The following is a 23,135-nucleotide window of genomic DNA, read 5'->3' as shown; positions in this document are numbered from 1 at the left end:
ATCCTAGTACTCAACTTTGTTTCTATTTACCAGACGGAACTGCACCAACGTCAGGCCTGCCACAATAACCATCAGAACAACAGATGCAGCAGATGCATACCCGAATTGGTAGTTGCTAAAGGCTGAGTTATAAATAAATGTAGCGAGTATTTCTGTGGAATACGCCGGTCCTCCCCCAGTCATAGCGAAAATCAAATCAAAGGCTTTAAATGATTGAATCGTTGTGTATCCTACTACTATGGTTGTGGCGGGAGCAATTAATGGCCAGGTAATTTTGGTAAATCGCTGCCATTTATTAGCTCCATCCACGATTGCTGCTTCATAAAGCTCTTTAGGTACATTTTGCAGTCCAGCTATAAAGATGACCATCACCTGTCCCGTGTGGAACCATACTTGGACAAAAGCAATGGAGAAAATAGCGATATCTGGATTACCCAACCAGCTTTGTGTCAGCATTCCTAGCCCAATGCTCTGTAATAAGGGGTTTAATAGTCCTAAATCCGGAGCATAAATAAATGACCAGATAAACGCAACAGAAACAGACGATAATATAGTAGGGAAGAAAAATAATGCACGATAAAAGATATTGGTTTTTGTATTTTTCATTAATATTAATGCAAAAATGAGTGACAACAATGTTTGAAAGAAGACAACAAATAACAAAAACTTAAGGTTGTTGTTTATTGATGTGATAAATACCGTATCATCGGTTAACAAGCTCGTATAATTGAAAAGACCTACAAAATTGAATTGCTGATTGACCCCATCCCAGTCTGTTATCGAATAGAAAAACGCACCAAGGGTTGGTACGATAAAAAATGTAAAATAAAGGAAAAATCCAGGAATAAGAAACAGATACAAACTTTTATGAACCTTCATTATATCCTCCTGCTAGAAAGAATCATCTATGGTAATAGAATAAAATTATTTATTGTTCTAGGCGGGGTTAAGTTATTATCAAAACCTAAAAATGGCTTCTTATCTTTAACGTATTACCATAGACTTTTCTATTTATTATCTATAAAAGATACTCCCTATTAAGACGACATCACAAAGCCTGATCAATTATTTTCTGTGCTTGTTCAGCTGCATCCGCTGGCTCTGTTCCACTCAATACTGCTTCAATGGAAGCTAATACGGCATCTTGAACTTGACCATTGCTAATCGTATATCTTGGCTGGAACCTTGTCTTCTTTTCTGTCCACGGTTCTTGTGCCTTTAATACTTCACTCTCGTATGTGACATCTTCTAATGTCACCATTTGGCCGGTTCCATTTGCATAAAGAGATGCATTTTCAGGACGGGTGAGAAACTCGATAAATTTCTTTGCTTCCTCTTTATGTTCTGATTGTTCGTTGACAGCTAACATAAAGGTTGTCGTATGAATCCCTTCCCACACCGTCTCATCTTCACTCACGGTGATGGGTGCTAGTAAGCCAAGTTCAATATTTGGATTTTGCTCTATGATTTGCGCCATCATATAAGAACCCATTGCCAAAATCGCACCGTTTTCTTGAGCAAACAAGGTGCCTGAAGAACTTTGGTTAATGCCTAACGAATCTTCACCAAAATACCCTTTATCATTTAATTCTTTTATTTGCGATAATGTTTTTACCCACCATTCCTCTGTAACCTTTCTTTCTCCTGACTGTACCTTCTCCCAAATATCTTCGTCTGGTTCGTTATTCATCATCATTGGGTTCATAAATTGCCCAGGTCCATTGTCTGCAGCCGGGAAAATGATTGGACGTTCGATGCCATTTTCTTTTAGCGTTTCATTGAGTTCCAGAAATCCTTCCCAATCCGCAGGGGGCTCTACGCCAAACTTATCAAACAAGGTTTTATTGTAAATCGGGATGTTGAAAACTAGTTGTAAAGGTAATCCATATTGTTTATCTTCATGTTGACCTACCGTGATATAATCTGGAATGAATCTCGAAACAAATTCCTCCCCACTAAGTTCATGTGCTAACCCAGCACTTGTAATGGTTTCAAACTGAACACCTGGAAACATGGCAAACACATCACCAGAATTACCATCTTTTAACTTTGTTTGTAAAGTCGCTTCGTATTGATCACTTGGAAAAGAACTCATGTTTACTTTAATATTTGGATTTTCCTCTTCAAACCTACGAATAATTTCATCAAACTCTTCTTTATCCTCTCCACGCCAATGAATAAAACTAATAGTCTCTTCTTCCCCTTCTTCATTTGTTGCTTGAGAAGAACTCTCTTCCCCTGTACTGCAGCCAGCAACAACCAATCCTATGAAAATAAAAAACAATGAAAGAATGCTAATACGCTTAAGCACTATATCTCCTCCATATCCTTTGTTTATTTATGATTACATTGTCCCCTTAAGACAATTTCACCTTACTTTAATGCAGGATCTTTCTTAATAGGCAGTAAAGGAAATAGTAATTCTGCTGTTCGATATGCTTCCTCCAAGTGCGGATATCCTGAAAGGATGAACGTATCAATACCCAAACCCTGATATTCAATAAGGCGTTCCGCAACAGTCTTTGGATCTCCGACAAGGGCTGTACCTGCTCCCTCTCTTACTAGCCCTACTCCTGCCCATAAATTTGGACTAATCTCCAGGTTTTCTTTCTTACCTTGGTGTAAAGCTACCATTCCTTTTTGCCCTTCAGACTCTTGTTTGGAAAACCTTTGCTGAGCTGCAGCGATCGTTTCATCATCTAAAAATTTGATAAGTTCATCTGCTGCCTGCCATGCTTCTTTCTCTGTTTCCCGAACAATGACGTGTAATCGAATACCGAATGTAATATTTCTGCCTTGCTGATTAGCTAGATTCCTTACTTTATCAATCTTTTCCTTCACTTTTTCAGGAGGCTCTCCCCATGTTAAATACACATCAGCATGCTTCGCTCCTACCTGTTGGCCTATATCAGAGGAACCGCCAAAGTATAAAGGCGGATATGGTTGTTGGATAGGCGGAAATGTATTCTTTGCCCCTTTAATAGTTAAATGCTTCCCTTTATAGTCAACCTGCTCTCCCTTCATTAGGTTTCTCCATACTTCCAGGAACTCATCTGTTAGTTTGTATCTTCCTGTATGATCCAGATGAATGCCATCAGCTGCATGCTCCCTTGGATCACTTCCGGTAACCACGTTTAACAATAGCCTTCCATTAGACAACCTATCAAATGTCGAAGCCATGCGTGCAGCCAAGGTAGGAGACATAAGACCTGGTCTAAGTGCTACTAAGAACTTCATTTTCTCTGTATCTGTCAAAAGGGACGAAGCAATAATCCATGCGTCCTCACAATTTTGCCCTGTCGGTAATAAAGCTCCATGGTAGCCCAGAGAATCTACTGCACCGGCAAGCTGTTTTAAATAAGGTAAATCAATTTCACGTCCACCATATGTTGTACCTAAATACCTTCCATCCCCACCTGTTGGAAAAAACCATAACACTTCCACACTGATCACTCCTTGTATTGTATTCTTACTATTCTATTAAACTGCTTTGCTTTTAAAGACAAAAAGGCACCCAGCTCTTATTCATAAATAAATAAGAAATGGATGCCTTCGGTTGACCGATCAGCAGTATATAGTTGAATTTCTAAGAAAGTAATAAACTCCTAATTTAATAATAGTGACTTATTCATATCAAGTAATTTCACTAATTTATTTTAAGATACATTCCCCACTCTTTTGGCATTCCCCGGCTTTTTCCGTTTATCCTCCCATTGCTGCACAACCACAGCTGCAGTAGCATCGCCAATCACATTCGTACTTGTTCTAAACATATCCAGAATACGATCTACTGCGGCAATAATCGCAATTCCTTCCAGTGGAAGATTAACGGCTTGGAGAACCATAGTGAGCATAATTAAGCCTGCTCCTGGGACACCCGCTGCACCGATTGAAACGACAACTGCCATAAAGATGACAGTTAGAATCTGGATGAAAGACAATTCAATATTAAAGAATTGTGCGATGAAGATGACAGCAACTGCTTGGTAAATAGCTGCTCCATCACTGTTCATCGTAGCTCCTAATGCAAGCACAAAGGAACTGATTTCTTTGGAAACACCTAAATTCTCCTCTGTATTTTTAAGAGTTATAGGCAGTGTCCCTGCACTGCTGGCTGTGGAAAAGGCAAAAATAGCAGCAGGAGCAATTCCTCGATAAAAGGTAATTGGACTCATCTTCCCAAAGGCACGTACCGCAATGGAATAAGTAACCAATAACTGCAAGACACAGGCAATCGCAACGGCTAAGATGATTTTCAGCAACGGAATAAGAATGGAAAGGCCATAGCTTCCAACAATCGGAGCTAGAATACCGAATATCCCAATGGGGGCAACTTTCATAATTATCCCTGTTAGTTTATACATTACTTCAGCCAGTGCTTCGAAAAAATCAGCAAGTGGCTTTGCCTTCTCTCCGACAGCTATAATCGCGATTCCAAAAGCAATCGCTATAAAGACAATTTGAATGATATTACCGGTAGTCAATGATTCAAACGGATTAATCGGAACAAAATTCAATATCGTATCAACCATACTAGGAATTTCCGCTGGTTCCGTCTCTTCTGTCGGTAGCTCTAGGTTTACTCCCTCACCAGGAGAAATGATAAAGGCAACCGTTAAACCGATCATGATGGCAACTAAGGTCGTCACCAGAAAGTAACTAATCGTCTTGCCACCAATGGATAACAATTTCTTCCCATTGTTCAGACTCGTAATCCCAGTAATAAGTGAAGCCAATACTAAAGGTACAACGATAAACTGAATCAAACGTAAGAATAAATCACCTAGTGGCTGAACAATCTCCATTCTGGGCCCAAAGATAATCCCAAAAATGATAGCAAGAACGAAAGCTATAAATATTTGAGAAAGCATGTTCATCTTTTTCATGTATTCTCTCCTATCCGTTGATTGGCTGATTGGGCTGCAATAACGGGATGTTTTCGAGTGAAACACTGTCCGGATACTTTATGCCTTGCCCTGTATTTAAACAGATCACTTTATCACTTTCTTTAATCCAATTCTGTTGCCGCAGCATTTGTGCTGCGGCAACCGTAGCAGCTCCTTCTGGACAAATGAAATTGCCTTCTGTCATTGCAACTTCTTTTTGTACCTGTAAAAGGTCCTCATCTGAAACAGCAACACCACATCCATTTGTCTCATAGATCGCTTCCAAGACAAGAAAGTCGCCGATTGCCTTAGGTACATTAATTCCAAATGCAGCCGTTTCCGAGTTCTCCCAGAATTCTGACTCTCTCTTCCCTTCCTGCCATGCCTTAACGATAGGCGCACAGCCCTCAGCTTGTACGGCAACAAGTCTAGGCAGCTTATCTGCGGAAATCCAGCCTAACTCTTTTAATTCCAGCAAGGCTTTATAAATACCAATCAATCCGACCCCACCACCAGTCGGATATAGAATAACGTCAGGAACCTCCCAATTTAATTGTTCGACAATTTCATAGCCCATCGTCTTCTTACCTTCAATGCGATATGGCTCCTTTAACGTGGAAGCATCATAAATGCCTTCCTTTTCAATGAGCCCGCCAACAATTTTTCCAGCATCACTAATTAACCCGTCTACCAGATAAAGTTCAGCTCCCGCAACCGCTACTTCTTTTCTAGTAATCTTAGGTGCATCCTTTGGCATCACAATGGTAGCTTTAATGTCTGCTTTCGCTGAATAAAGGGCCCATGCCGATCCTGCATTTCCATTTGTAGGCATTGCCAATTGTTTTACGCCAATTTCCTTTGCCTTTGAAACTCCTACACTAGCACCTCTTGTTTTAAAAGTGCCGGTTGGAATCACGCCCTCATCCTTCAGATAAAGCTGAGGCACATCGATTTTCTTGCCCAGTTTTTCTAATGGGACAAGAGGTGTCATTCCTTCCCCTAAGGACACGATATTAGCTTGATCCTTCACTGGAAGCACTTCATGATATCTCCATAAACTATTTTCACGGCTTGCAATGTCTTCCTTTTGTACATTCGCTTTTACATCATGGAGACGATAACGAACCAGTAATGGCGATCCGCATTTACATAACTGATTTATTTCATTTTCGGAATACGTTTCATGACATTTCGGACATTCCAGATGAGAGATATAACTAAATTCCATAATAAAACCTCCGTAACGTTTGTATGTATGATTAAAATCAGAAAGGCATCGTATTACTAGATTTATTGAAACTACACTTGCAGCATGGAGTGATATTTTTCAATAGAAGGGTTGAAAAATATGCATTATTTTTATAGACCATTAAATTTAGTTATATATTAATTCCTTAATTCCTACCTGTCAACTAGTTTTTATGCAATTAACATAAATTTTAGAAAACCTTAATCGTTCACAAAGAAAGCCTGCATATAAGCAGGCTTAACTAATGGATATGGTATTAAGGCAGCTCATTACCCGCTGCTTTATAAATCTCATACCATTCTTCTCTCGTTAATTCAATTTCGGAAGCTTTTGCAATTCCTGCGAGACGTTCCGGATTCATGGTCCCTACAATGGTTTGAATTTTCGCGGGGTGACGTAAAATCCAAGCCACAGCGGCAGCTGATTTATTCACATTATATTTATCACCAATTTCTTGCAGCTTTGCGTTCACTTCAGGGAACTTCTCATTATCGATAAATACTCCTTCAAAGTTTCCGTGCTGGAACGGTGACCATGCTTGGATCGTCATATCATTCAAACGGGAGTATTCTAGAATACTGCCATCACGATTGATAGCACCCTCATGCTTCGTATTTACCTGTACTCCGGCATTAATCATTCCCGTATGCATGACACTGAATTGCAACTGATTGACAAGCAAATCCTGCTCCACATATTTTTTCAAAAGTTCTATCTGCAACGGACTTTGGTTACTAACACCAAAGTGACGTACTTTACCACTTTTCTTCAATTCCGTAAATGCTTCTGCCACTTCCTCTGGCTCCATCAGTGCATCCGGACGATGGAGAAGCAAGACATCAATGTATTCCGTTTTTAATCGATTAAGGCTGTCATCGACCGACTGGAGGATATGCTCTTTAGAAAAATCATAATACCCTTTTCGAATACCAGTTTTTGTTTGGATAACCATCTTCTCTCTAATCGTCGGATTCATCTCGATTGCTTCTGCAAAGATTTCCTCCGATTTTCCACCAGCATAAATATCGGCATGATCAAAGAAATCGACACCAAGCTCCATCGCATTATGTATCACGTCTGCTGCTTCGCTTTTTGATAATTTCCCCAACCGCATGCATCCTAGGGATATATTTGAAACTTCTAAGTCGCTTTTGCCTAGTTTGATCTTTTTCATGAAACCACCTCTTGTAATTGATACGTATATTGTACCATTATTTGAATTTTCTTTACAGGAAGTGTATTTTGAGTCATTTTCTAAATATGTAGCATATAAAAGTCAAGAGAGACCAGCAAGCTATATAAATAGAATTAAAAACAATTATAAATAAAGGGCGATACCTTTAATAAAAGTACCGCCCTAATTGTTCATTATACCTAATTAAATATTTACTTCTTTTCCATAACCGCAAAGTAATTATCTTCACTGTCTGCAAAATTAAAAACCCTGCCTGTAGGCATTTCGACCATTTCCCCAACTGTAACGTTTTTCATTTTTAACTCACTATACAATTGCTCCAATTTATCGGAGAAAAACATTAGAGAAGGTGTACCAAGATTTAATTCAGGCGACATTTTAGCTACGAATTCTTTATTGTGCAAAATAATACTCGTCTCCGAATTCTTAGTGGGGGCAATTTCAATCCATCTCATACCTTGACCATTTTCTTCTGCAATGACACTAAATCCTACTTTCTCTGTCCAGAACTTAACCGCTTCATCTTGGTTATTTACATATAGCATGATTTGACCTACTTTATTGATCAAAAGTTTCACCCCTGGTTATAATTTTTTAAATTATATCATTTATATTGCTATCCACCAAAGTTTCTTAAAATATTCTTTCCTTTCACTAATATGAAAAGAGCCGTACTCAGTTCCAAAATGTAATTTCTAATAACTCACGGTCTTCCAGAACTAGGTCATATGGATTTTTTATATCCAGCCAGTTAATACTCCTTTTTCTTGAAAGTGGTAAGTCTTCTTGACCATTCACAGAGGTAAAATACTCGACGATGTTACTGTTTTGGATAGCTTCTTCAATGTAGTTATAGAGAAGGGTTAAGCATTTTTCTTCCTCTTGAGTTTTTCTTAATACATTCTTTAAAGGAATTTGATTGGAATATGCTCCCACTTGATGTTTATATGAAAAATGTTGACTATAATTAAACCTTTGTTTTAACTCACGATCGTAATTATTCTCGAAATATAAATGTATAAAGTCCAATTCATTTCTAAACACATTTGGTTGTTCAGGAGATATGGGATTAAAGCCGAAAGAACCCTCTGGTAATCTCATCGGTGAAGCAATATAAATATACTGGGTCATTCATATTCTCCCCTTTAAATTTTATATACGGTATCCATTTCAGAATGTTTACAAGTAAGACTTAAAACAAGCACTTGCATAATATTACCTTATATGTAAGTTGCTTGTCATTTTTTATAGTAGGATTCGTAATCTCGTTATCACTTTCACTTGAAAACTTAGTACACTTACTACCAGTTTCTCCCCATGGTAAATACTTCTAATGGACTATGAAAAGATTTTTATAAATCTATTTGTTATACTAGATTAAGTGATTGGATCGGAATTCCAATAAATGTAAGATAAAGTGGTGAATGTTATGAATGAAAAAATCAACAAAGATTTAGAAAAAACGATGAGTAACGCGTTTAAAGCGTTATCGGAGAATAAAGAGAAGAAAGAAAAGCAGCAGAAAAAGTACTGGAGCGAAATAAAAATTCCTTTCACACTGCAGGAAGGACTAAGTAACTATACCAAAAGCGAGTTAGATGGTATAAGGAAAAGCTTAAAAGTTAAAAATGCAAGTCAGTTAAAAAAGGCTGATTTAATCGCATTGCTACATGATAAAATTTCCAATCATTTCGATATAGCTTTCTGGGATAACGAACGTTTCAAACTACTGATACATATCGCTGAAAGTGGTGGCCAAATTCCAGCACCGAATTTAGAAGATAAACAGATTGTCTATTTTCGTTCCAGCGGGTTGATATATACAGGGACTTTTGAAGGAAAACACATCTTGGCAGTACCTGATGATCTAATTCAACAAATTCTATCCTTGAAAAATAACCTTAATGCAAGAGCAATTATCAATAGAAACACAGAGTGGATCAATCTGACACAAGGCATATTATACTATTACGGAGCATTAAGCAGCACTCAATTGGCAGACATGCTGAAAAAACACACGAAAGATCATATTGATTCAGCAGATTTGGAAGCAGTGATGCAAGATGCCAGTGCCTATCGCAATCGAATAAGTATAAACGATGATTTCTACTCGAATATACGAGTATTGGATTCAAAAAAGGTGATACAAGAGCATCAGCGCAGAGAAAATGTAGCCTTTTATCCTTTTACCAAACAGCAGATCATCAATGCTGGAGAACCAGGTTTTGTGGATAGGAATCCAAGCTACCAGCAATTAATCGACTTTCTAACACAAAATTTCAATATGAATAAGTCGGAAGCCGATGAAATAGCAGAAGAATGCGTCATTGCCATCAAGAATGGGGATAGTGCCAATGACGTTCTTGCTTATTTATCCAATCTGCTAGAATTTGGTACGATGGAGATTATTCAGGCGTTAATGAGTAAGATAGTTGATTTGATGAGTCATACGAGAGGTTGGACCCTGAAAGGCTATACCTCTGCACAATTATCCGGAGAAACCAATAAGCAGATCCAGCCGATGCCAACTTCTACTACTAAAAAGAAAGTGAAAATAGGCAGAAATGAACCATGTCCTTGTGGAAGTGGGAAAAAGTATAAGAAGTGCTGCGGCAGGTAAGTTGGAGCGTGATTTGAACCACTAGAAGAGTTCTCATAGTTAATGAGAGCTCTTCTTTTATTTACATATAAATGTAACCCCCCTACAATTTCATCGTTGTTTAACCTTCCTAGCACAAGGGTATATAAGTATTATAACTATCTTTTATAGAATAGAAAGGATGGCTTTCATTGAGAGGAAATCAACAATATCAACCAACAAAAAATTTACAGCTTTCAGATGCACAGGAAGTACACTACACCAAGGAATTTAAAAAAGCTGATATTGCTGGAGGGTATCGTAAGTCCAAAGCAAGAGAGGCCAATAACCGAGATTCTTAATCTATTAAAATCTTATTACCCCTTTTAAAGAATGAGGAAAGGCATCTCAACTCTAATAATAGAGTTGAGGTGCCTTTCTTGCACTTAGCAACATTAAGTTAGTAAATCTAACGCTAGCTATAACTCAGTTCGAAATCTTTTCATTGTGGAGGTAACATCCAGTTAACCTGAGATAAATTCTAATATAAATAGTTTATTATTTTTCCAAAGCAACTTTATGTTTTGATCTCACTAGTTTATTAGACAAAGTCCCAATATTTTCAATGGTAACCACAATCTCATCCTCTGGAGTTAACCAATCCTGTTTTTCTTCAGGATAACCTAAAATCACACCATCAGGAGTCCCTGAAAAGATTACATCTCCAGGTTTAAGGGTTACATATTTCGATAGATAACTAATAATAGTGTAACAGTTAAATATCATATCTTTTGTGTTTGCTTTTTGTCTTGTTTCGCCGTTTACATGACACTCAATGTTTAAATTGTGTGGATCTTTAATGACTGATGATGGGACTACATACGGTCCTACAGGAGCAAAATCATTCAAAGTTTTTCCTATCAACCATTGCCCACTTTTGAATTGAAGATCTCTTGCTGAGAGGTCATTTCCTACCGTGTAACCAAAGATATATCTGTGTGCCTCATCTTCTGGTATATTACTTCCTTCTTTGCCGATGATGATTACTAGTTCTGCTTCATAATCATATTTTGTAGCGATTTCAGGTAGTGCTACGGCTTGATTATGAGCTGCAAGGGAATTGTTAAACTTACTAAAAACGATTGGTTCTTTAGGAATATCCATTTTGGATTCTTCCGCATGATCGATATAATTTAGACCGATACAAATAATTTTTTCCGGATCATTCACACTAGGTCCGTACTCTATTTGTTCTTCGGGGGTAAATAATTCAGGATTATTTTTACTTGCTCTCTCTATAATGTCTTCAATGGTTTCTAAACCATCTTCTTGGGAAATTAGTTGTTTTAATGTATATGGTACTTGCACTTGATAAGCCTGTCCTGTTTCTACTATGTCGAGAACCCCATTATTTGTTGATACTGCTAACCTTATTTTTCCTTCTTTCAAAATGTGCAATAGTTTCATTTATCATTTCTCTCCCTTATATTTTCTAGTATTACTTAACTAATTCATCTTGAGGCTTTGTATATTCTTCAATTAATGATTGCTCTAATCCAAACTCTTTCGCTAGATCAATCAATTCAGCGATCAGATTATCAGGTACAGTTATACCTCTTTCTTGGTTTGAAAGATAATTTAGGTGCTCAATTTCTCCAGGTAAATAAATCTCTTTAGTGTTTTGGGCAAGTGGCGTGAGCTTGATATAATCAATGTATTGATCAACTAAAGTTTTAAATTTCGCAATTTCCATAAATGCTTCAATTTTAATACCTAGGAAGAAGTGACTGATATTATTATGCTTATCAATTTCTTGGTACATGGAATGTATTTCTTCTCCTACCGCTCCATTACTTAGTAAGGCAGATAATACATCAATCACAATTGATAAACCATACCCTTTCGGTCCTCCAACTGGAAATAATGAGCCTCCATTTACAACTTCATTTGGATCTGTCGTTGGATTACCATTTGAATTAACTGCCCAGCCTTCTGGTATACTTTCATTTTTACTTTGTGCATTTAGGATTTTCCCTAATGGAACAACGCTTGTTGCCATATCTAACACAATTGGTGGTTTTTCTCCTGCAGGAATCGTAAAGGAAATAGGATTATTCCCAACTCTTGCAGCCGCTCCTCCTGGAGGTGGCATCAAGGGCTCAACGTTACTAACTGAAAGTCCAATCATATTTTCATTAGCAAGTTGTGATGACCAATAAGCTGCTGCGCCATAATGATTACTATTTCTTACCGTAACAGCTGCGATATTCGAGTTAGATGCCTTTTCAATTAATTCATTAACAGCCTTTTGAGAAACAACCTGACCAAGGCCATGATCACCATCTAAAACTAGAGTAGCATTGGTTTCCTTTATGTGTCTTATCTCTGGATTGAATTTAATTTTACCGTTCTTTATTCGTTTTACATAAATCGGTAATCTTAAAATCCCATGGCTATTTACTCCTCTTAAGTCTGCTGCAATAAGTGAGTTGGAAACCGTCCGCACATCCTCTTCCGATAAACCGTTACTTTTCAAAATATATTGGACTATTTTATTGATTTGCTTATGATTATATTTCTTTACTGTCATCAAATCACTCCCGTATTGTTTTTATAAGTTGTAGTACTACGGTCTTTCAATATAAAGAAATAAACAAGAGCTGCAATTCCACCAATAACTCCTGAAATGACAAGTGCAGAAACAAAACTACCCATCGTAGATACAAGAAAACCTGTAAGTATCGGCGCTATCCAACCAGCTATGTTCCCTACAAAGTTCTGTAATCCAGCAAGTGTCCCTACCGTTCCTTTTGGAGCAATATCGGCTAATATAGCCCAAGTTCCACTATTAGCAAACATCATTCCACCTAAAGATATTGAAATAAAAGTAATAGCAAGATTAATATTTGTTACAAAAGCACCTGGAATAATAGCCAAGGATAAAAGCATGCCTATGGTCATAATAATTTTTCTAGATTCAATTGCTTTCCATCCTCTTCTAATTAATCTATCAGAAAGCAAACCACCAACAATTGCTCCAATTGAAGCAAATATCCACGGTAAAATAGAATTGAACCCCGCATTTAATAGTGTCATGTTACGCTCTACTACCAAATAAGTAGGCAACCAGGTTAACATCATGTAAAGCAGATAGTTTTGTGCAAAAAGTCCGTACATACAACACCAAATGTTTTTCTCTTTTAAAAGTTCATACCATTTCACATTGCTTTTATTGGCATCGGTTACAGTTTCTTCATTTGACCTAATATATTCCAATTCTTGAGAATCCATTTTACTTTCTGCAGGATCGTCCTTAAAAAATATTAGCCAAATGGGTATCCAGATTAACCCGATTGCACCCGTAATAATAAATGCAGCTTGCCAACCAAGGTTTTCAACTATTAAAGCGATTAATGGGGTAGTGAGCCCCGCTCCCACTGCAATACCCATTGTGAAAATTCCATTCGCTATTCCACGTTCCTTTGAAGGTAGCCAATCTTGAATAACCCGTGTATTTGTAGGAAATGCTGGTGATTCCCCTATTCCCATTAATGCACGAATACCGACTAGAAACCCGATTGAACGACCTGTTGCTGTTAATATTGTACAAATCGACCACCACGCTACAGCAACTCCATAGGTTACTTTCGGACCAACTTTGTCTACAATTCTACCTACAGGAATTTGCATAAGTGCATAGGTCCAGAAAAACGCAGACCCTAACAATCCAAATTGAACTTCAGATAAATTTAAATCTTTCATCATACTTGGGCCAGATACACCTAATACAGCCCGATCCATATAATTAATGGAAGTAGCTAAAAATAGTAACATAACCACTAGCCATCTTAGATTTGTTTTTTTCATTTTAGCTCGTCCTCTCTAACATTGAATACGCTTGCATTTTAAGCTGTAACTAGAGGATTTAATTTATGAAAATAGTTATTTATGGTATGATATATTTAAGTATGTTTCTTTAGCTAAATGTAACTGGTGTCACAGTTACTTTAGCTTTTTTTATTTTTTATTTCATATTTTCGTAAACACTTATAAATGTTTTCTTTGTCTTTTCCAAATGGGTAATAATTTCCTTGTCTCCTGTACCATTTTCTAAGCCTTTAACAATATCATTATGTTCTTTAATGACTTCTAGTCTACGCTCCTTTTTATACAAAACATTAACACCAATTCTCAACATCATGTCTGAAACCTGGTTATAAACAGAAATTAGCCTTTTGTTATTAGTAAGTTCATATAACTTGTAGTGGAATGCTTGGTCTTCTTGCATAAACTCATAATCCGAGAAATCCTCCATCCGGTCTTCCATGTTTTTCATAACCAGCTTTAATTCGTCGATAGAGATTTTCCTCTCTTGTAAGAATCTCACAATCGATGATTCTATAATTGACCGCATTTCAAATACCTCGTCAATATCCGTCATTGTAATTGGCTTTACGTAGGTCCCTGTATAAGGAACAGTATAAACCCACCCCTGTGCCTCGAGTAATTGAATAGCTTCTCGAAAAGGAGTTCTGCTGATGCCAAATTTCTCCTTGACCAGTTTCTCCGTAATCATTTCATCATTTTTTAATACTCCCTGTATTATTGCATTTCTAATAGATTCAACAGCTTGAGACTTTAATGGTTTAGGCATAACGTTGAGCAAATTTTTCACCTCCTTATGAGAAGATTAATATACGCATACATTAAATTGACTGAAAGTTCTGTCGCATATATTATATATAATATCCTATCATGGATAATTTAGAATTACAACAGCTAGTTTAATTTTAATATTGAGATTAGAGATTGAGAGTTAGTACAGTTGCTACTTTTTTTCATTTTAGTTTTCTTCTATTTTTCTTGCATCTACATCATTATTGAATAAACAAACCCACTTGAAAAGTGCAATATCCCAAAGAGCGTATTAAATATAGTTATTAAGAATGAACTATTAAACTTTTAATAGTCAATTTCTAACAAAACAGTAACAAATTCGTTAGACATAATGATTGCATTAAACCCCCAAAAGGAATAATATGTAACTTGTGGCTTTAATAGGTAAAAATACTTAGGTATAAAGACATCCCACTCATTAAATATTTATAATCTAAGAAAAAAGGATAATACCTGAAATGGCGGGAAACAAAGCTATAGGGTCTAAGTTTTATAAACTACGATAGCCTGGTTGCCAAGATATATTTGCTTGGAGCTTTTCCCCTATCATCGAGTAGCTTTTTTATGTTGGATTCACGACAAAGTACATATCATCGTTCGATTAATAGAGTGAAACTTCACTCAGTGGGAGCTTTAGTCAGTTAGCCTGCGATAAATGGAACAATCCAGAAGAGGAGCAGATAAATCATGAGAAAACTATTCAACTTCAAGAGTGTGAAAACCAAAATCCTACTTGGGTTTTCAATCGTAATCCTTTTTGTTGTTTTATTAAGTGCAATTAATATTTATTCAACCAATAAAATCACTAATAATTTAAAAGATCTAAAGGAACAACAATCGTTGCTTATTGTCGGTGAGGAACTGGCTTTAGATATGTCGGAAAAAACGAGCCTATTGCGCGGTTATTTAGTAGAAAGAGATGCCAGTTATCGGGATGAATATTTCGAGGCTTCAGAGGCAAGTATTGCATTAAAAGATGAGATTTTAAAAATAGATAATTCGAAGCAAATAAATGAATTAATCGATAAAAGAGTGGAATATGGTGAATTAGCAAACCAGGTAGTAGAAGAGATCGAAAATGGGAATGAAGAAAAAGCAATGGATTTGCTGGAAGACCAAGTTAAACCACTTAACGAAGAGTTAATCGAGGAATTTACTAACCTAGCTAATGAACGGGAAACAGCTATTCAGAAGTTAACCCAAGAGATATTTGAGAGTGGACAATCCATGAACTTTACAGGAATGGTCGCAGCTATCATTGCCATTGTTTTAGGGATTATTTTAGCTATTTTTACTTCTGAATCTATTACAAGACCTATTCGCAATGTTATGAACCAAATGAAAGCAATAGCTAACGGAGAATTAAACAGCCCCCCACTACAAACAAACTCTCGTGATGAAGTTGCTCAGCTTGTTACTTCAACAAATAAAATGAAGGAAAACATTCGCAATCTCATGATGAAAATCCATGATGTATCCAATACCGTAACAATATATAGTGAAGAATTGTCTCAATCAGCTAGGGAGGCCAAAACAGGTTCAGAACAGATCTCCGTTACAATGGATGAATTAGCGACGGGATCAGCAACGCAAGCTAGCAGTACAACGGAATTATCGTCTATGATGGTAGGCTTCACGCAACAAATAGAAGAAGTAAGTGAAAACGGTGACCAGATGCAAACAGAATCTGTTCGAGTATTAGAAATGACAAATGAAGGTAGACAATTAATGAATACTTCCATGAATCAAATGGAAAATATTGATTCTATTGTCCAAGAATCAGTAAATAAAGTACAAGGTTTGGAAGTACATTCACAGGAGATTTCTAAATTGGTATTTGTCATTCGGGATGTAGCAGAACAAACCAATCTATTAGCATTAAATGCTGCCATTGAAGCAGCTAGAGCAGGAGAACATGGCCGAGGCTTTGCTGTTGTTGCTGACGAGGTAAGGAAACTAGCAGAACAAGTAGCTACTTCTGTAACTGATATTACACATATCGTTAATTCTATTCAAAATGAAGTAAAGGTCGTCACTGAGTCCTTACAAAGTGGATATCAGGAAGTTGAAAAAGGAACGGATCAGATAAAACTGACTGGTACAACGTTTAATGGGATTAATGAGTCTATGAAAAAGATGGCAGATAATATCAACTTTATCACTGGTAATCTCTCTAACTTTACGGCAAGCAGTCAGGAGATGAATAGTTCTATTCAAGAGATTGCAGCTATATCTGAAGAATCTGCAGCAGGGATTGAACAAACTTCTGCATCCTCACAGCAGTCTAGCATTTCAATGGAAGAAATAGCCGGAAGTGCGGAAGAATTGGCTGGTTTAGCAGAGGAACTGAATGGGTTGATAGGGCAGTTTAAGTTATAAGTGAACTAATACGATAGCTTACTCACTTCATAAAACCAATAATCGATATAATACACAATAAAAGTAACCTATCCTTACACTGCCGTGTGTAGGAAGGTTACTTTTTCTCTTCTATTTTTCAATCATAGAATATCAGTTAAATTCTATCCCTATTGTCAAAGGATCCCTTTCTTAATTCAAGGAAATCGTATAATCATTCACAGAATCCATTCCTAGCAACCCTCGGTCGTCCGGCAGATAAATGTTTTCCACTATAATATCAGTTGGAATACCGTATACATCATGCACAGAGGTATAATAGGTACAAGGGATCGGGTCTTTCTTCCAATAAGAGACCAAATGATAAATACAAAGTCCATCATTCCTATCAAAATATGCTATGATAATAGATATCAGAGAATATATAATGGTGTATTAGAAAATTTGGCCTGGCTTATCTCCATTTGCTACCATAGATGCACCTGCTTATTTGACGGAACGGTATAATATTGTTATATTTTGTTGTCAAAAGTAGAACTTCAACTTCTTTAAGTATTAAGGAGATAGATAGTATGTTTTGTGTGAAAAAGGTTTTAAATAATAATGTACTGATTGCAGAGGATGGTCTTGAAGAAGAAGTTATTTTAATAGGTAAAGGGATAGGGTTTAACCGGAAAAAAGGGGAATCTATCTCCAATGATTTGGTAGAAAAGTTATTCGTCCTTCGTAATGAAAAAGAGCGTCAGAATTATATAAAGTTGCTCCCTCAAATGGATGAAACGTTATTGAAAACCATCATTGATGCCATTGCCATCATTCGAAATAGATCCAACGCCATCTTGAATGAACAAGTACATGTTGCTTTAACGGATCATATTCTTTTTGCTGTAACAAGGTTAATGAAAGGGCTGGAAATAAAGAATCCTTTTTTAATAGAAACGAAAGCGCTTTACCCTGTTGAATATGAAATAGGGGAAGATGTGGTAGAATTTATTAACCAGTCACTAGATATTCAATTGCCGGAAGGAGAAATTGGATTTATTGCCCTTCACGTTCACAGTGCGATTTCTGATAAATCCATTTCTGATATCAATAAGTATTCCACGTTAATATCTAAATTAATCGAGGTCATTGAAGATCAACTCCAGATTAAAATCTCTCAAGAAAGCATCAATTATATTCGTTTAATTAGACATTTACGTTATACAATTGACCGCGTCTTAAATGGGGAATATGTCGAAGAACCAGTAAAAATAAGAAATCTGTTGAAAATGGAATATCCAACGTGTTATAATCTTTCTTGGAAGCTAATTAAAATAATGCAACAAACACTAAAAAAAGAAGTATATGAGGCGGAAGCAGTGTATTTAACCATGCATCTGCAGCGTCTAAACAATAAATTTGAATAATACATTTTCATACGTGTTACTGATTCGATCAGGCATGAGTAGAGAAAATAACATGAAATAGATATTTTGGGTTTAATTACCCTTACTATGTCTTTTCATGTCCTCTGCTCATGTCTTTTTTGGTAGATAAAAATGTATATACTTTTTTTATCTGCATAAGTGCAACTAAGACATTCGCCCAAAGGCTTCTCGAATGTCAAGTTTTCTAATGTTTTGTTGCTAATAATTGGAAAGGGGATTTATATGTTTAAACAAGCTTTTGGTGTACTTCAAAAGATTGGAAAGGCTTTAATGCTGCCGGTAGCATTGTTGCCAGCAGCTGGTCTATTACTGGGAATAGGTAATGCCGCCCAGCAGGAAACCATGTTAAATTATCTGCCATTTTTAAATGCTGATTGGATTCAATTAGCTGCGACGGTAATGGAAGATGCTGGGGGTATTGTATTTAGCAACTTGGCACTTATCTTTGCCGTTGGGGTAGCAATCGGTTTAGCTGGTGATGGTGCAGCAGCTCTTGCAGCACTTGTAGGTTACCTTGTTTTAAATCAGGTAATGGGATCATGGATCGGCGTTAGTTCAGAAATGATCCAAAATGACCCAGGTTTTGCAAACGTTTTAGGGATTCCGACGTTACAAACTGGTGTATTTGGCGGGATTATTGTTGGTTTAATCGCTGCATTTTGTTATAACCGCTACCATGCTATTGAAATGCCATCATTCTTAGGATTCTTCGCTGGGAAGCGTTTTGTACCAATTATGACTGCAGCAGTATCCTTTATTGCTGGTCTTGTATTGTTAATTATTTGGCCACCTATTCAAGATGCGATGAATTCAGCATCATATTGGTTAATCGAGGAAGGAACATATTTAGCAGTATTTTTCTTTGGCTTTATTAAGCGTTTACTTATTCCGTTTGGACTGCATCATATTTTCCATGCACCGTTTTGGTATGAATTTGGATCTTATACAACAGCGGCTGGCGAAATTGTTCGTGGGGATATGACCATTTTCTTTGCCCAATTAAAAGACGGTGTCGAAATTACAGCTGGTAACTTTATGGCTGGGGAATTTCCGATTATGATGTTTGGTTTACCAGCAGCTGCACTTGCGATGTATCACGCTGCAAGACCAGAAAGAAAAAAACTAGTTGCCGGGTTACTTGCCTCTGGAGCCTTAACTTCATTCTTAACAGGTATTACGGAACCACTTGAGTTTTCATTTATGTTCGTTTCACCATTGTTATTCTTCTTGCATGCAGTACTGGATGGTTTATCCTTTATGTTGATGACTTTCTTAAGTGTGAATATCGGATATACTTTCTCAGGTGGAGCAATAGACTTTGCACTATTTGGCATCCTGCCTGGACAGGAACCATGGTGGTTAGTAATTCCTGTGGGACTCGTCTTTGCAGTTATTTATTATGTATTGTTCCGATTCTTCATTAAGAAATTTGATTTAATGACACCTGGTCGCGAAGAAAGTAAAGAGGGAGAAAACCATGAAGCAACAAACAGTGATGATCTTCCTTATAATGTGCTTCAAGCAATGGGTGGTCAAGAAAACATTGCACACTTAGATGCATGTATTACTCGACTTCGTGTTTCTGTCAATGATATTGATAGTGTAGATAAAGAGGAATTGAAGAACCTTGGGGCGGCAGGAGTTCTTGAAGTGGGTGACAATATCCAAGCGATATTTGGACCTCGTTCAGACACCATTAAAAGCCAAATGCAGGATATTATTTCTGGTAAGAAACCTCGCACTAATGAAACAGAGCCGAAAAAAGAAGAAGGACAAGTTTCTGTGAAAAAGGACGAAGACATCGTAGCACCAATGAACGGAGAGATTATTCCCATCACCGAAGTACCGGATGAAGTATTTGCAGGTAAAATGATGGGCGATGGTTTCGCTATCAAGCCATCTGATGGTGTAGTTGTCGCACCTGTCAACGGGAAAATTATCAACATATTCCCGACTAAACATGCCATTGGTATCATGTCAGAAGGCGGAAAAGAAATTTTGATTCACGTTGGTCTCGATACAGTAAATCTAAAAGGTGAAGGGTTTGAAATGTTAATAGAGGAAGGCGCTATAGTAGAAGCTGGGCAGCCCCTATTAAAAGCTGATTTGGACTACATTGAGAAACATGCTAAATCAACCGTTACACCAGTAGTATTTACAAACTTAACAGATGGTCAAGAAATCTCATTGAAAAAGAATGGCCAAGTAGAAATTGGCGATAAAATTATGTAAAACATCACCAGCAATAATTTACTGCTGGGAAATTATTTTTAACAAAAATTCATGAAAAAAGAGGTTAGAAAAATGGTAGAAAAACAATTTACAATTACGGATCAAGCTGGAATTCATGCACGTCCAGCAACAGGTTTGGTACAGGCTGTATCTGATGTTGAATCTGAAGTAAATATAGAATACAACGGAAAATCAGTTAACTTGAAGTCCATCATGGGGGTTATGTCACTTGGAATTACACAAGGAGCTGTGATTAAAATTACTGCATCTGGTTCCGATGAAAACGAAGCAATTGAAAAAATTACAGAAACCATGAAAAATACAGGGCTAGGAGAGTAACTCGGATTCTGTAGGGCAATAAATTATGGACGCATACTGAGAGTACGCTTAGGAGGAGATCATTCTTGTAGTAGAATGATCTCCTTTTTTTATTAGATAATAAATCAAAGCATCAAAATTGGTATTCTTTATGAAGATATCCCCAATATAAAATAAAACAAGCGCACAGGACAATCCCCGTACGCTTAAATTCGTTATTTATTTATTTTCCACTCGCAACAGACAATGCTGCTTCATCCGCAATAATGGTTACATTTGGATGGTTCTGTAGCACAGATGCTGGCAGCTCTTCTGTTACTTCGCCATTGATTAATTTATTTAGTGCGTCAGCTTTGTTTTCACCTGAAACAAGTAAAAGGATTTCCTTACTGCTCATAATGGTGTCAATTCCCATTGAAATGGCTTGAGTTGGCACCTCTTCAATGGAGTTAAAGAATCGAGAGTTCGCTTGAATAGTCGATTCCTCTAAATCAACAACCTGAGTTTTGCTTGTAAATGGAGTTCCAGGCTCATTAAAACCAATATGTCCATTTCCACCGATTCCAAGCAGCTGAACATCGATGCCACCAGCAGCTTTGATTGCTTCGTCGTGTGCTTCACATTCTTGGTTCAAATCAGGTGCAACCCCATTTGGTACGCGGACATTTTCAAGGGAGATGTCCACATGATCAAATAGCTTGTCTTTCATAAAAAAGTAATAACTGTTTGGATCATCTTTCTCTAAACCAACATATTCGTCTAAATTAAATGATTTAACTTGTTTGAATGATACTTCCTTATTATTATACTTTTCTATCAATCGTTTATATAGACCTTCAGGAGTAGAGCCTGTTGCTAGTCCTAATACAGGATTTTCAAGACGATTGATTCTTTCTGCTAAAAATTCACATGCTTTTTCGCTCATTGCATCGTAATCTTTTACTTTGATGATTTCCATCACTATTCTCCTTCGTATAAATATGCGCCACAACAAATAGTTTAGATTTATTTGTTATGCTCGTCAACGACTAAAATACCGTTTGTATGGTATTTTAGTCGTTACAGTATCTATGTAATTCATTGTCTAACAATGAATTAACTAACTTAATAATACATTAAAGTGTTTCTAAAAGCTTTTGTAAACTCATATCCTTCATAGAGTTAATTTTCAAGTGATAGTTTTCAAAGGGAAGTTTTTCCGTTACTTGGTTTGGTACAATAATTGTTCTCAAATCCGCCTTTTGAGCTGCAATTAATCCATTCAGCGAATCTTCAAATACAATTGCTTCACTTGGGTCTACTTTTAGAACATCGATAGCTTTTAAGAATAAATCTGAGGATGGCTTTACATTTTCTACATCATCTTGAGTAATAAGATGGTCGAAATACGAGATAAAATTAAGTTTTGTTAAATGGCTTGTTACCCACTCTTTGGTAGAACTTGAGGCCAATACAATTTTAAGCCCTAGTTCAGTAGCTTCCTTTAAGTAGTCCTCTACGCCATCTCGTGCATTGATTTCCTTTATTTTCTCAGAATGAATGGCTTTCGCTTTTAAGCTAATATCATTTAAATCAACGTCATTCTCTAGTTGTTCTTTTAGATAATTGAACAATATTGTATCACTCGAACCAACACATTTGACGAAATCTTCAAGAAGCAAATCATATTTGTAATTTGTCCTTAACACTTCTTTATATGCTTCATACCAGGGTGTCTCCGTATCTAAAATAAGACCGTCAAAGTCAAATATCACTGCTTTAATCATTCTTTTTCCTTTCAATAAAAATTATATTATTTCTATTTAGTTACCCACCTTAAAAAATATTCCCTGAAGAAGAGAAAGTGAAACTAAGTAACCTTATATAACAAATACCTATGTTTCAACAGAGATCTAAGCTATTTTCTCATGGATTCTTTTCAGTTTTTTTGTTTAAACTGCAATACCTTATCAGTAGTACCCATGGAAAACGCTTCTCTTAATTGATGTTAATTTTTCTTTAAGCAAACCAGTTATCTATGTGCGGGCTGTCAGGATAGATCTTGCAATCTTGCTACACTCATCAAACTTAGGTAGGCCAAATAAGATAAGAATCGCGATTGAGTCTCCAGCCCTTTCTCTACAAATACCAACCCATTCCCCTTCACATGATACAGCTTTAATTACGTTATTTACAAGGTTCAATATCTTGTTCATCAGGATTATCAGCCTCT

21 protein-coding genes and 1 riboswitch are annotated in these 23,135 nt (G+C 36.7%); of the genes, 6 read left to right on the top strand and 15 right to left on the bottom strand.

The window, feature by feature from the left end:
- Window positions 1-3 precede the first annotated feature (3 nt).
- The 8 genes from D8M04_RS18065 to D8M04_RS18030 form a co-directional block, all read right to left on the bottom strand.
- A complete protein-coding gene (locus D8M04_RS18065; RefSeq protein ID WP_121524809.1) occupies window positions 4-879 on the bottom strand; it encodes a carbohydrate ABC transporter permease in 876 nt (291 codons plus the stop codon).
- Window positions 880-1,048: 169 nt separating this feature from the next.
- Window positions 1,049-2,311: an ABC transporter substrate-binding protein gene (locus tag D8M04_RS18060; RefSeq protein WP_246001341.1), complete on the bottom strand. Its 1,263-nt coding sequence runs from the start codon at window positions 2,309-2,311 to the stop codon at window positions 1,049-1,051.
- A 62-nt stretch (window positions 2,312-2,373) separates the two neighbouring features.
- The gene (gene ssuD, locus D8M04_RS18055) at window positions 2,374-3,444 is read right to left on the bottom strand and encodes an FMNH2-dependent alkanesulfonate monooxygenase (RefSeq protein ID WP_121524808.1); all 1,071 of its coding nucleotides are present in this window, start codon (window positions 3,442-3,444) and stop codon (window positions 2,374-2,376) included.
- Window positions 3,445-3,656: 212 nt separating this feature from the next.
- Complete coding sequence (locus tag D8M04_RS18050) at window positions 3,657-4,886, bottom strand: dicarboxylate/amino acid:cation symporter (protein ID WP_121524807.1); 1,230 nt, start codon at window positions 4,884-4,886, stop codon at window positions 3,657-3,659.
- A 10-nt stretch (window positions 4,887-4,896) separates the two neighbouring features.
- Window positions 4,897-6,114: a threonine synthase gene (locus D8M04_RS18045; RefSeq protein WP_121524806.1), complete on the bottom strand. Its 1,218-nt coding sequence runs from the start codon at window positions 6,112-6,114 to the stop codon at window positions 4,897-4,899.
- Window positions 6,115-6,391: 277 nt separating this feature from the next.
- Entirely contained in the window at window positions 6,392-7,309 is a 918-nt protein-coding gene (locus tag D8M04_RS18040; protein WP_121524805.1) for an aldo/keto reductase, read from the bottom strand.
- Between the two features lie 212 nt (window positions 7,310-7,521).
- A complete protein-coding gene (locus tag D8M04_RS18035; protein ID WP_121524804.1) occupies window positions 7,522-7,899 on the bottom strand; it encodes a VOC family protein in 378 nt (125 codons plus the stop codon).
- 106 nt (window positions 7,900-8,005) lie between these two features.
- Window positions 8,006-8,461: a hypothetical protein gene (locus tag D8M04_RS18030; protein ID WP_121524803.1), complete on the bottom strand. Its 456-nt coding sequence runs from the start codon at window positions 8,459-8,461 to the stop codon at window positions 8,006-8,008.
- Between the two features lie 298 nt (window positions 8,462-8,759).
- Here D8M04_RS18030 and D8M04_RS18025 point away from each other — a divergent pair, with 298 nt between their 5' ends.
- Both D8M04_RS18025 and D8M04_RS18020 read left to right on the top strand, forming a co-directional pair.
- Window positions 8,760-9,950 carry an SEC-C metal-binding domain-containing protein gene (locus tag D8M04_RS18025; RefSeq protein WP_246001339.1) on the top strand — a complete coding sequence of 397 codons (1,191 nt, stop codon included), beginning with the start codon at window positions 8,760-8,762 and terminating at the stop codon, window positions 9,948-9,950.
- Between the two features lie 170 nt (window positions 9,951-10,120).
- Window positions 10,121-10,270: a YfhE family protein gene (locus D8M04_RS18020; RefSeq protein WP_121524802.1), complete on the top strand. Its 150-nt coding sequence runs from the start codon at window positions 10,121-10,123 to the stop codon at window positions 10,268-10,270.
- Between the two features lie 196 nt (window positions 10,271-10,466).
- Here D8M04_RS18020 and D8M04_RS18015 read toward each other — a convergent pair whose 3' ends face one another.
- From D8M04_RS18015 to D8M04_RS18000, 4 genes are all read right to left on the bottom strand, one after another.
- A complete protein-coding gene (locus tag D8M04_RS18015) occupies window positions 10,467-11,375 on the bottom strand; it encodes a fumarylacetoacetate hydrolase family protein (protein ID WP_121524801.1) in 909 nt (302 codons plus the stop codon).
- A gap of 31 nt (window positions 11,376-11,406) precedes the next feature.
- Complete coding sequence (locus D8M04_RS18010) at window positions 11,407-12,498, bottom strand: Ldh family oxidoreductase (protein ID WP_121524800.1); 1,092 nt, start codon at window positions 12,496-12,498, stop codon at window positions 11,407-11,409.
- Window positions 12,498-13,775, bottom strand: coding sequence for an MFS transporter (locus tag D8M04_RS20070; protein WP_158595155.1), 1,278 nt, complete (start codon window positions 13,773-13,775; stop codon window positions 12,498-12,500). Before D8M04_RS20070 ends, D8M04_RS18010 begins: the two co-directional genes overlap by 1 nt.
- 157 nt (window positions 13,776-13,932) lie before the next feature.
- The gene (locus tag D8M04_RS18000; protein ID WP_121524799.1) at window positions 13,933-14,574 is read right to left on the bottom strand and encodes a GntR family transcriptional regulator; all 642 of its coding nucleotides are present in this window, start codon (window positions 14,572-14,574) and stop codon (window positions 13,933-13,935) included.
- A gap of 444 nt (window positions 14,575-15,018) precedes the next feature.
- A riboswitch (cyclic di-GMP riboswitch) is annotated at window positions 15,019-15,104 on the top strand.
- Window positions 15,105-15,272: 168 nt separating this feature from the next.
- On the opposite strand from D8M04_RS18000, the gene D8M04_RS17995 reads away from it, so the two are divergent.
- The 4 genes from D8M04_RS17995 to D8M04_RS17980 all read left to right on the top strand — a co-directional run bounded on the left by D8M04_RS17995 (window position 15,273) and on the right by D8M04_RS17980 (window position 20,944).
- Window positions 15,273-16,964: a methyl-accepting chemotaxis protein gene (locus tag D8M04_RS17995; protein WP_121524798.1), complete on the top strand. Its 1,692-nt coding sequence runs from the start codon at window positions 15,273-15,275 to the stop codon at window positions 16,962-16,964.
- Between the two features lie 551 nt (window positions 16,965-17,515).
- A complete protein-coding gene (gene glcT / locus D8M04_RS17990) occupies window positions 17,516-18,352 on the top strand; it encodes a glucose PTS transporter transcription antiterminator GlcT (protein ID WP_121524797.1) in 837 nt (278 codons plus the stop codon).
- Window positions 18,353-18,595: 243 nt separating this feature from the next.
- Window positions 18,596-20,605: a glucose-specific PTS transporter subunit IIBC gene (ptsG, locus tag D8M04_RS17985; RefSeq protein WP_121524796.1), complete on the top strand. Its 2,010-nt coding sequence runs from the start codon at window positions 18,596-18,598 to the stop codon at window positions 20,603-20,605.
- Between the two features lie 72 nt (window positions 20,606-20,677).
- Complete coding sequence (locus D8M04_RS17980) at window positions 20,678-20,944, top strand: phosphocarrier protein HPr (protein ID WP_121524795.1); 267 nt, start codon at window positions 20,678-20,680, stop codon at window positions 20,942-20,944.
- Between the two features lie 202 nt (window positions 20,945-21,146).
- Here the strand turns inward: D8M04_RS17980 and nagB are convergent, their stop codons facing one another.
- The 3 genes from nagB to D8M04_RS20750 all read right to left on the bottom strand — a co-directional run bounded on the left by nagB (window position 21,147) and on the right by D8M04_RS20750 (window position 23,118).
- Window positions 21,147-21,881, bottom strand: coding sequence for a glucosamine-6-phosphate deaminase (gene nagB / locus D8M04_RS17975; protein ID WP_187695466.1), 735 nt, complete (start codon window positions 21,879-21,881; stop codon window positions 21,147-21,149).
- Between the two features lie 157 nt (window positions 21,882-22,038).
- Window positions 22,039-22,689: an HAD family hydrolase gene (locus tag D8M04_RS17970; protein ID WP_121524832.1), complete on the bottom strand. Its 651-nt coding sequence runs from the start codon at window positions 22,687-22,689 to the stop codon at window positions 22,039-22,041.
- 249 nt (window positions 22,690-22,938) lie between these two features.
- Complete coding sequence (locus D8M04_RS20750; protein WP_121524793.1) at window positions 22,939-23,118, bottom strand: putative PEP-binding protein; 180 nt, start codon at window positions 23,116-23,118, stop codon at window positions 22,939-22,941.
- Window positions 23,119-23,135: the final 17 nt, after the last annotated feature.

Source organism: Oceanobacillus piezotolerans (assembly GCF_003665065.1).
Classification (GTDB): Bacteria; Bacillota; Bacilli; order Bacillales; family Amphibacillaceae; genus Oceanobacillus; species Oceanobacillus piezotolerans.
Note: the sequence above shows the minus strand (reverse complement) of the source record. Positions and strands in the feature narration are given on the sequence as shown.

Excerpts from the sequence above, each read along its gene's own strand:
- D8M04_RS18030 (WP_121524803.1), bottom strand. The coding sequence starts at position 8,461 with ATGACCCAGTATATTTATATTGCTTCACCGATGAGATTACCAGAGGGT.
- D8M04_RS18040 (WP_121524805.1), bottom strand. The coding sequence starts at position 7,309 with ATGAAAAAGATCAAACTAGGCAAAAGCGACTTAGAAGTTTCAAATATA.
- ptsG (WP_121524796.1), top strand. The coding sequence starts at position 18,596 with ATGTTTAAACAAGCTTTTGGTGTACTTCAAAAGATTGGAAAGGCTTTA.
- D8M04_RS17970 (WP_121524832.1), bottom strand. The coding sequence starts at position 22,689 with ATGATTAAAGCAGTGATATTTGACTTTGACGGTCTTATTTTAGATACG.
- D8M04_RS18015 (WP_121524801.1), bottom strand. The coding sequence starts at position 11,375 with ATGAAACTATTGCACATTTTGAAAGAAGGAAAAATAAGGTTAGCAGTA.
- D8M04_RS18065 (WP_121524809.1), bottom strand. The coding sequence starts at position 879 with ATGAAGGTTCATAAAAGTTTGTATCTGTTTCTTATTCCTGGATTTTTC.
- nagB (WP_187695466.1), bottom strand. The coding sequence starts at position 21,881 with ATGGAAATCATCAAAGTAAAAGATTACGATGCAATGAGCGAAAAAGCA.
- D8M04_RS18045 (WP_121524806.1), bottom strand. The coding sequence starts at position 6,114 with ATGGAATTTAGTTATATCTCTCATCTGGAATGTCCGAAATGTCATGAA.
- D8M04_RS18010 (WP_121524800.1), bottom strand. The coding sequence starts at position 12,498 with ATGACAGTAAAGAAATATAATCATAAGCAAATCAATAAAATAGTCCAA.
- D8M04_RS18025 (WP_246001339.1), top strand. The coding sequence starts at position 8,760 with ATGAATGAAAAAATCAACAAAGATTTAGAAAAAACGATGAGTAACGCG.
- D8M04_RS17980 (WP_121524795.1), top strand. The coding sequence starts at position 20,678 with ATGGTAGAAAAACAATTTACAATTACGGATCAAGCTGGAATTCATGCA.
- D8M04_RS20070 (WP_158595155.1), bottom strand. The coding sequence starts at position 13,775 with ATGAAAAAAACAAATCTAAGATGGCTAGTGGTTATGTTACTATTTTTA.
- D8M04_RS17995 (WP_121524798.1), top strand. The coding sequence starts at position 15,273 with ATGAGAAAACTATTCAACTTCAAGAGTGTGAAAACCAAAATCCTACTT.
- glcT (WP_121524797.1), top strand. The coding sequence starts at position 17,516 with ATGTTTTGTGTGAAAAAGGTTTTAAATAATAATGTACTGATTGCAGAG.
- D8M04_RS20750 (WP_121524793.1), bottom strand. The coding sequence starts at position 23,118 with ATGAACAAGATATTGAACCTTGTAAATAACGTAATTAAAGCTGTATCA.
- D8M04_RS18050 (WP_121524807.1), bottom strand. The coding sequence starts at position 4,886 with ATGAAAAAGATGAACATGCTTTCTCAAATATTTATAGCTTTCGTTCTT.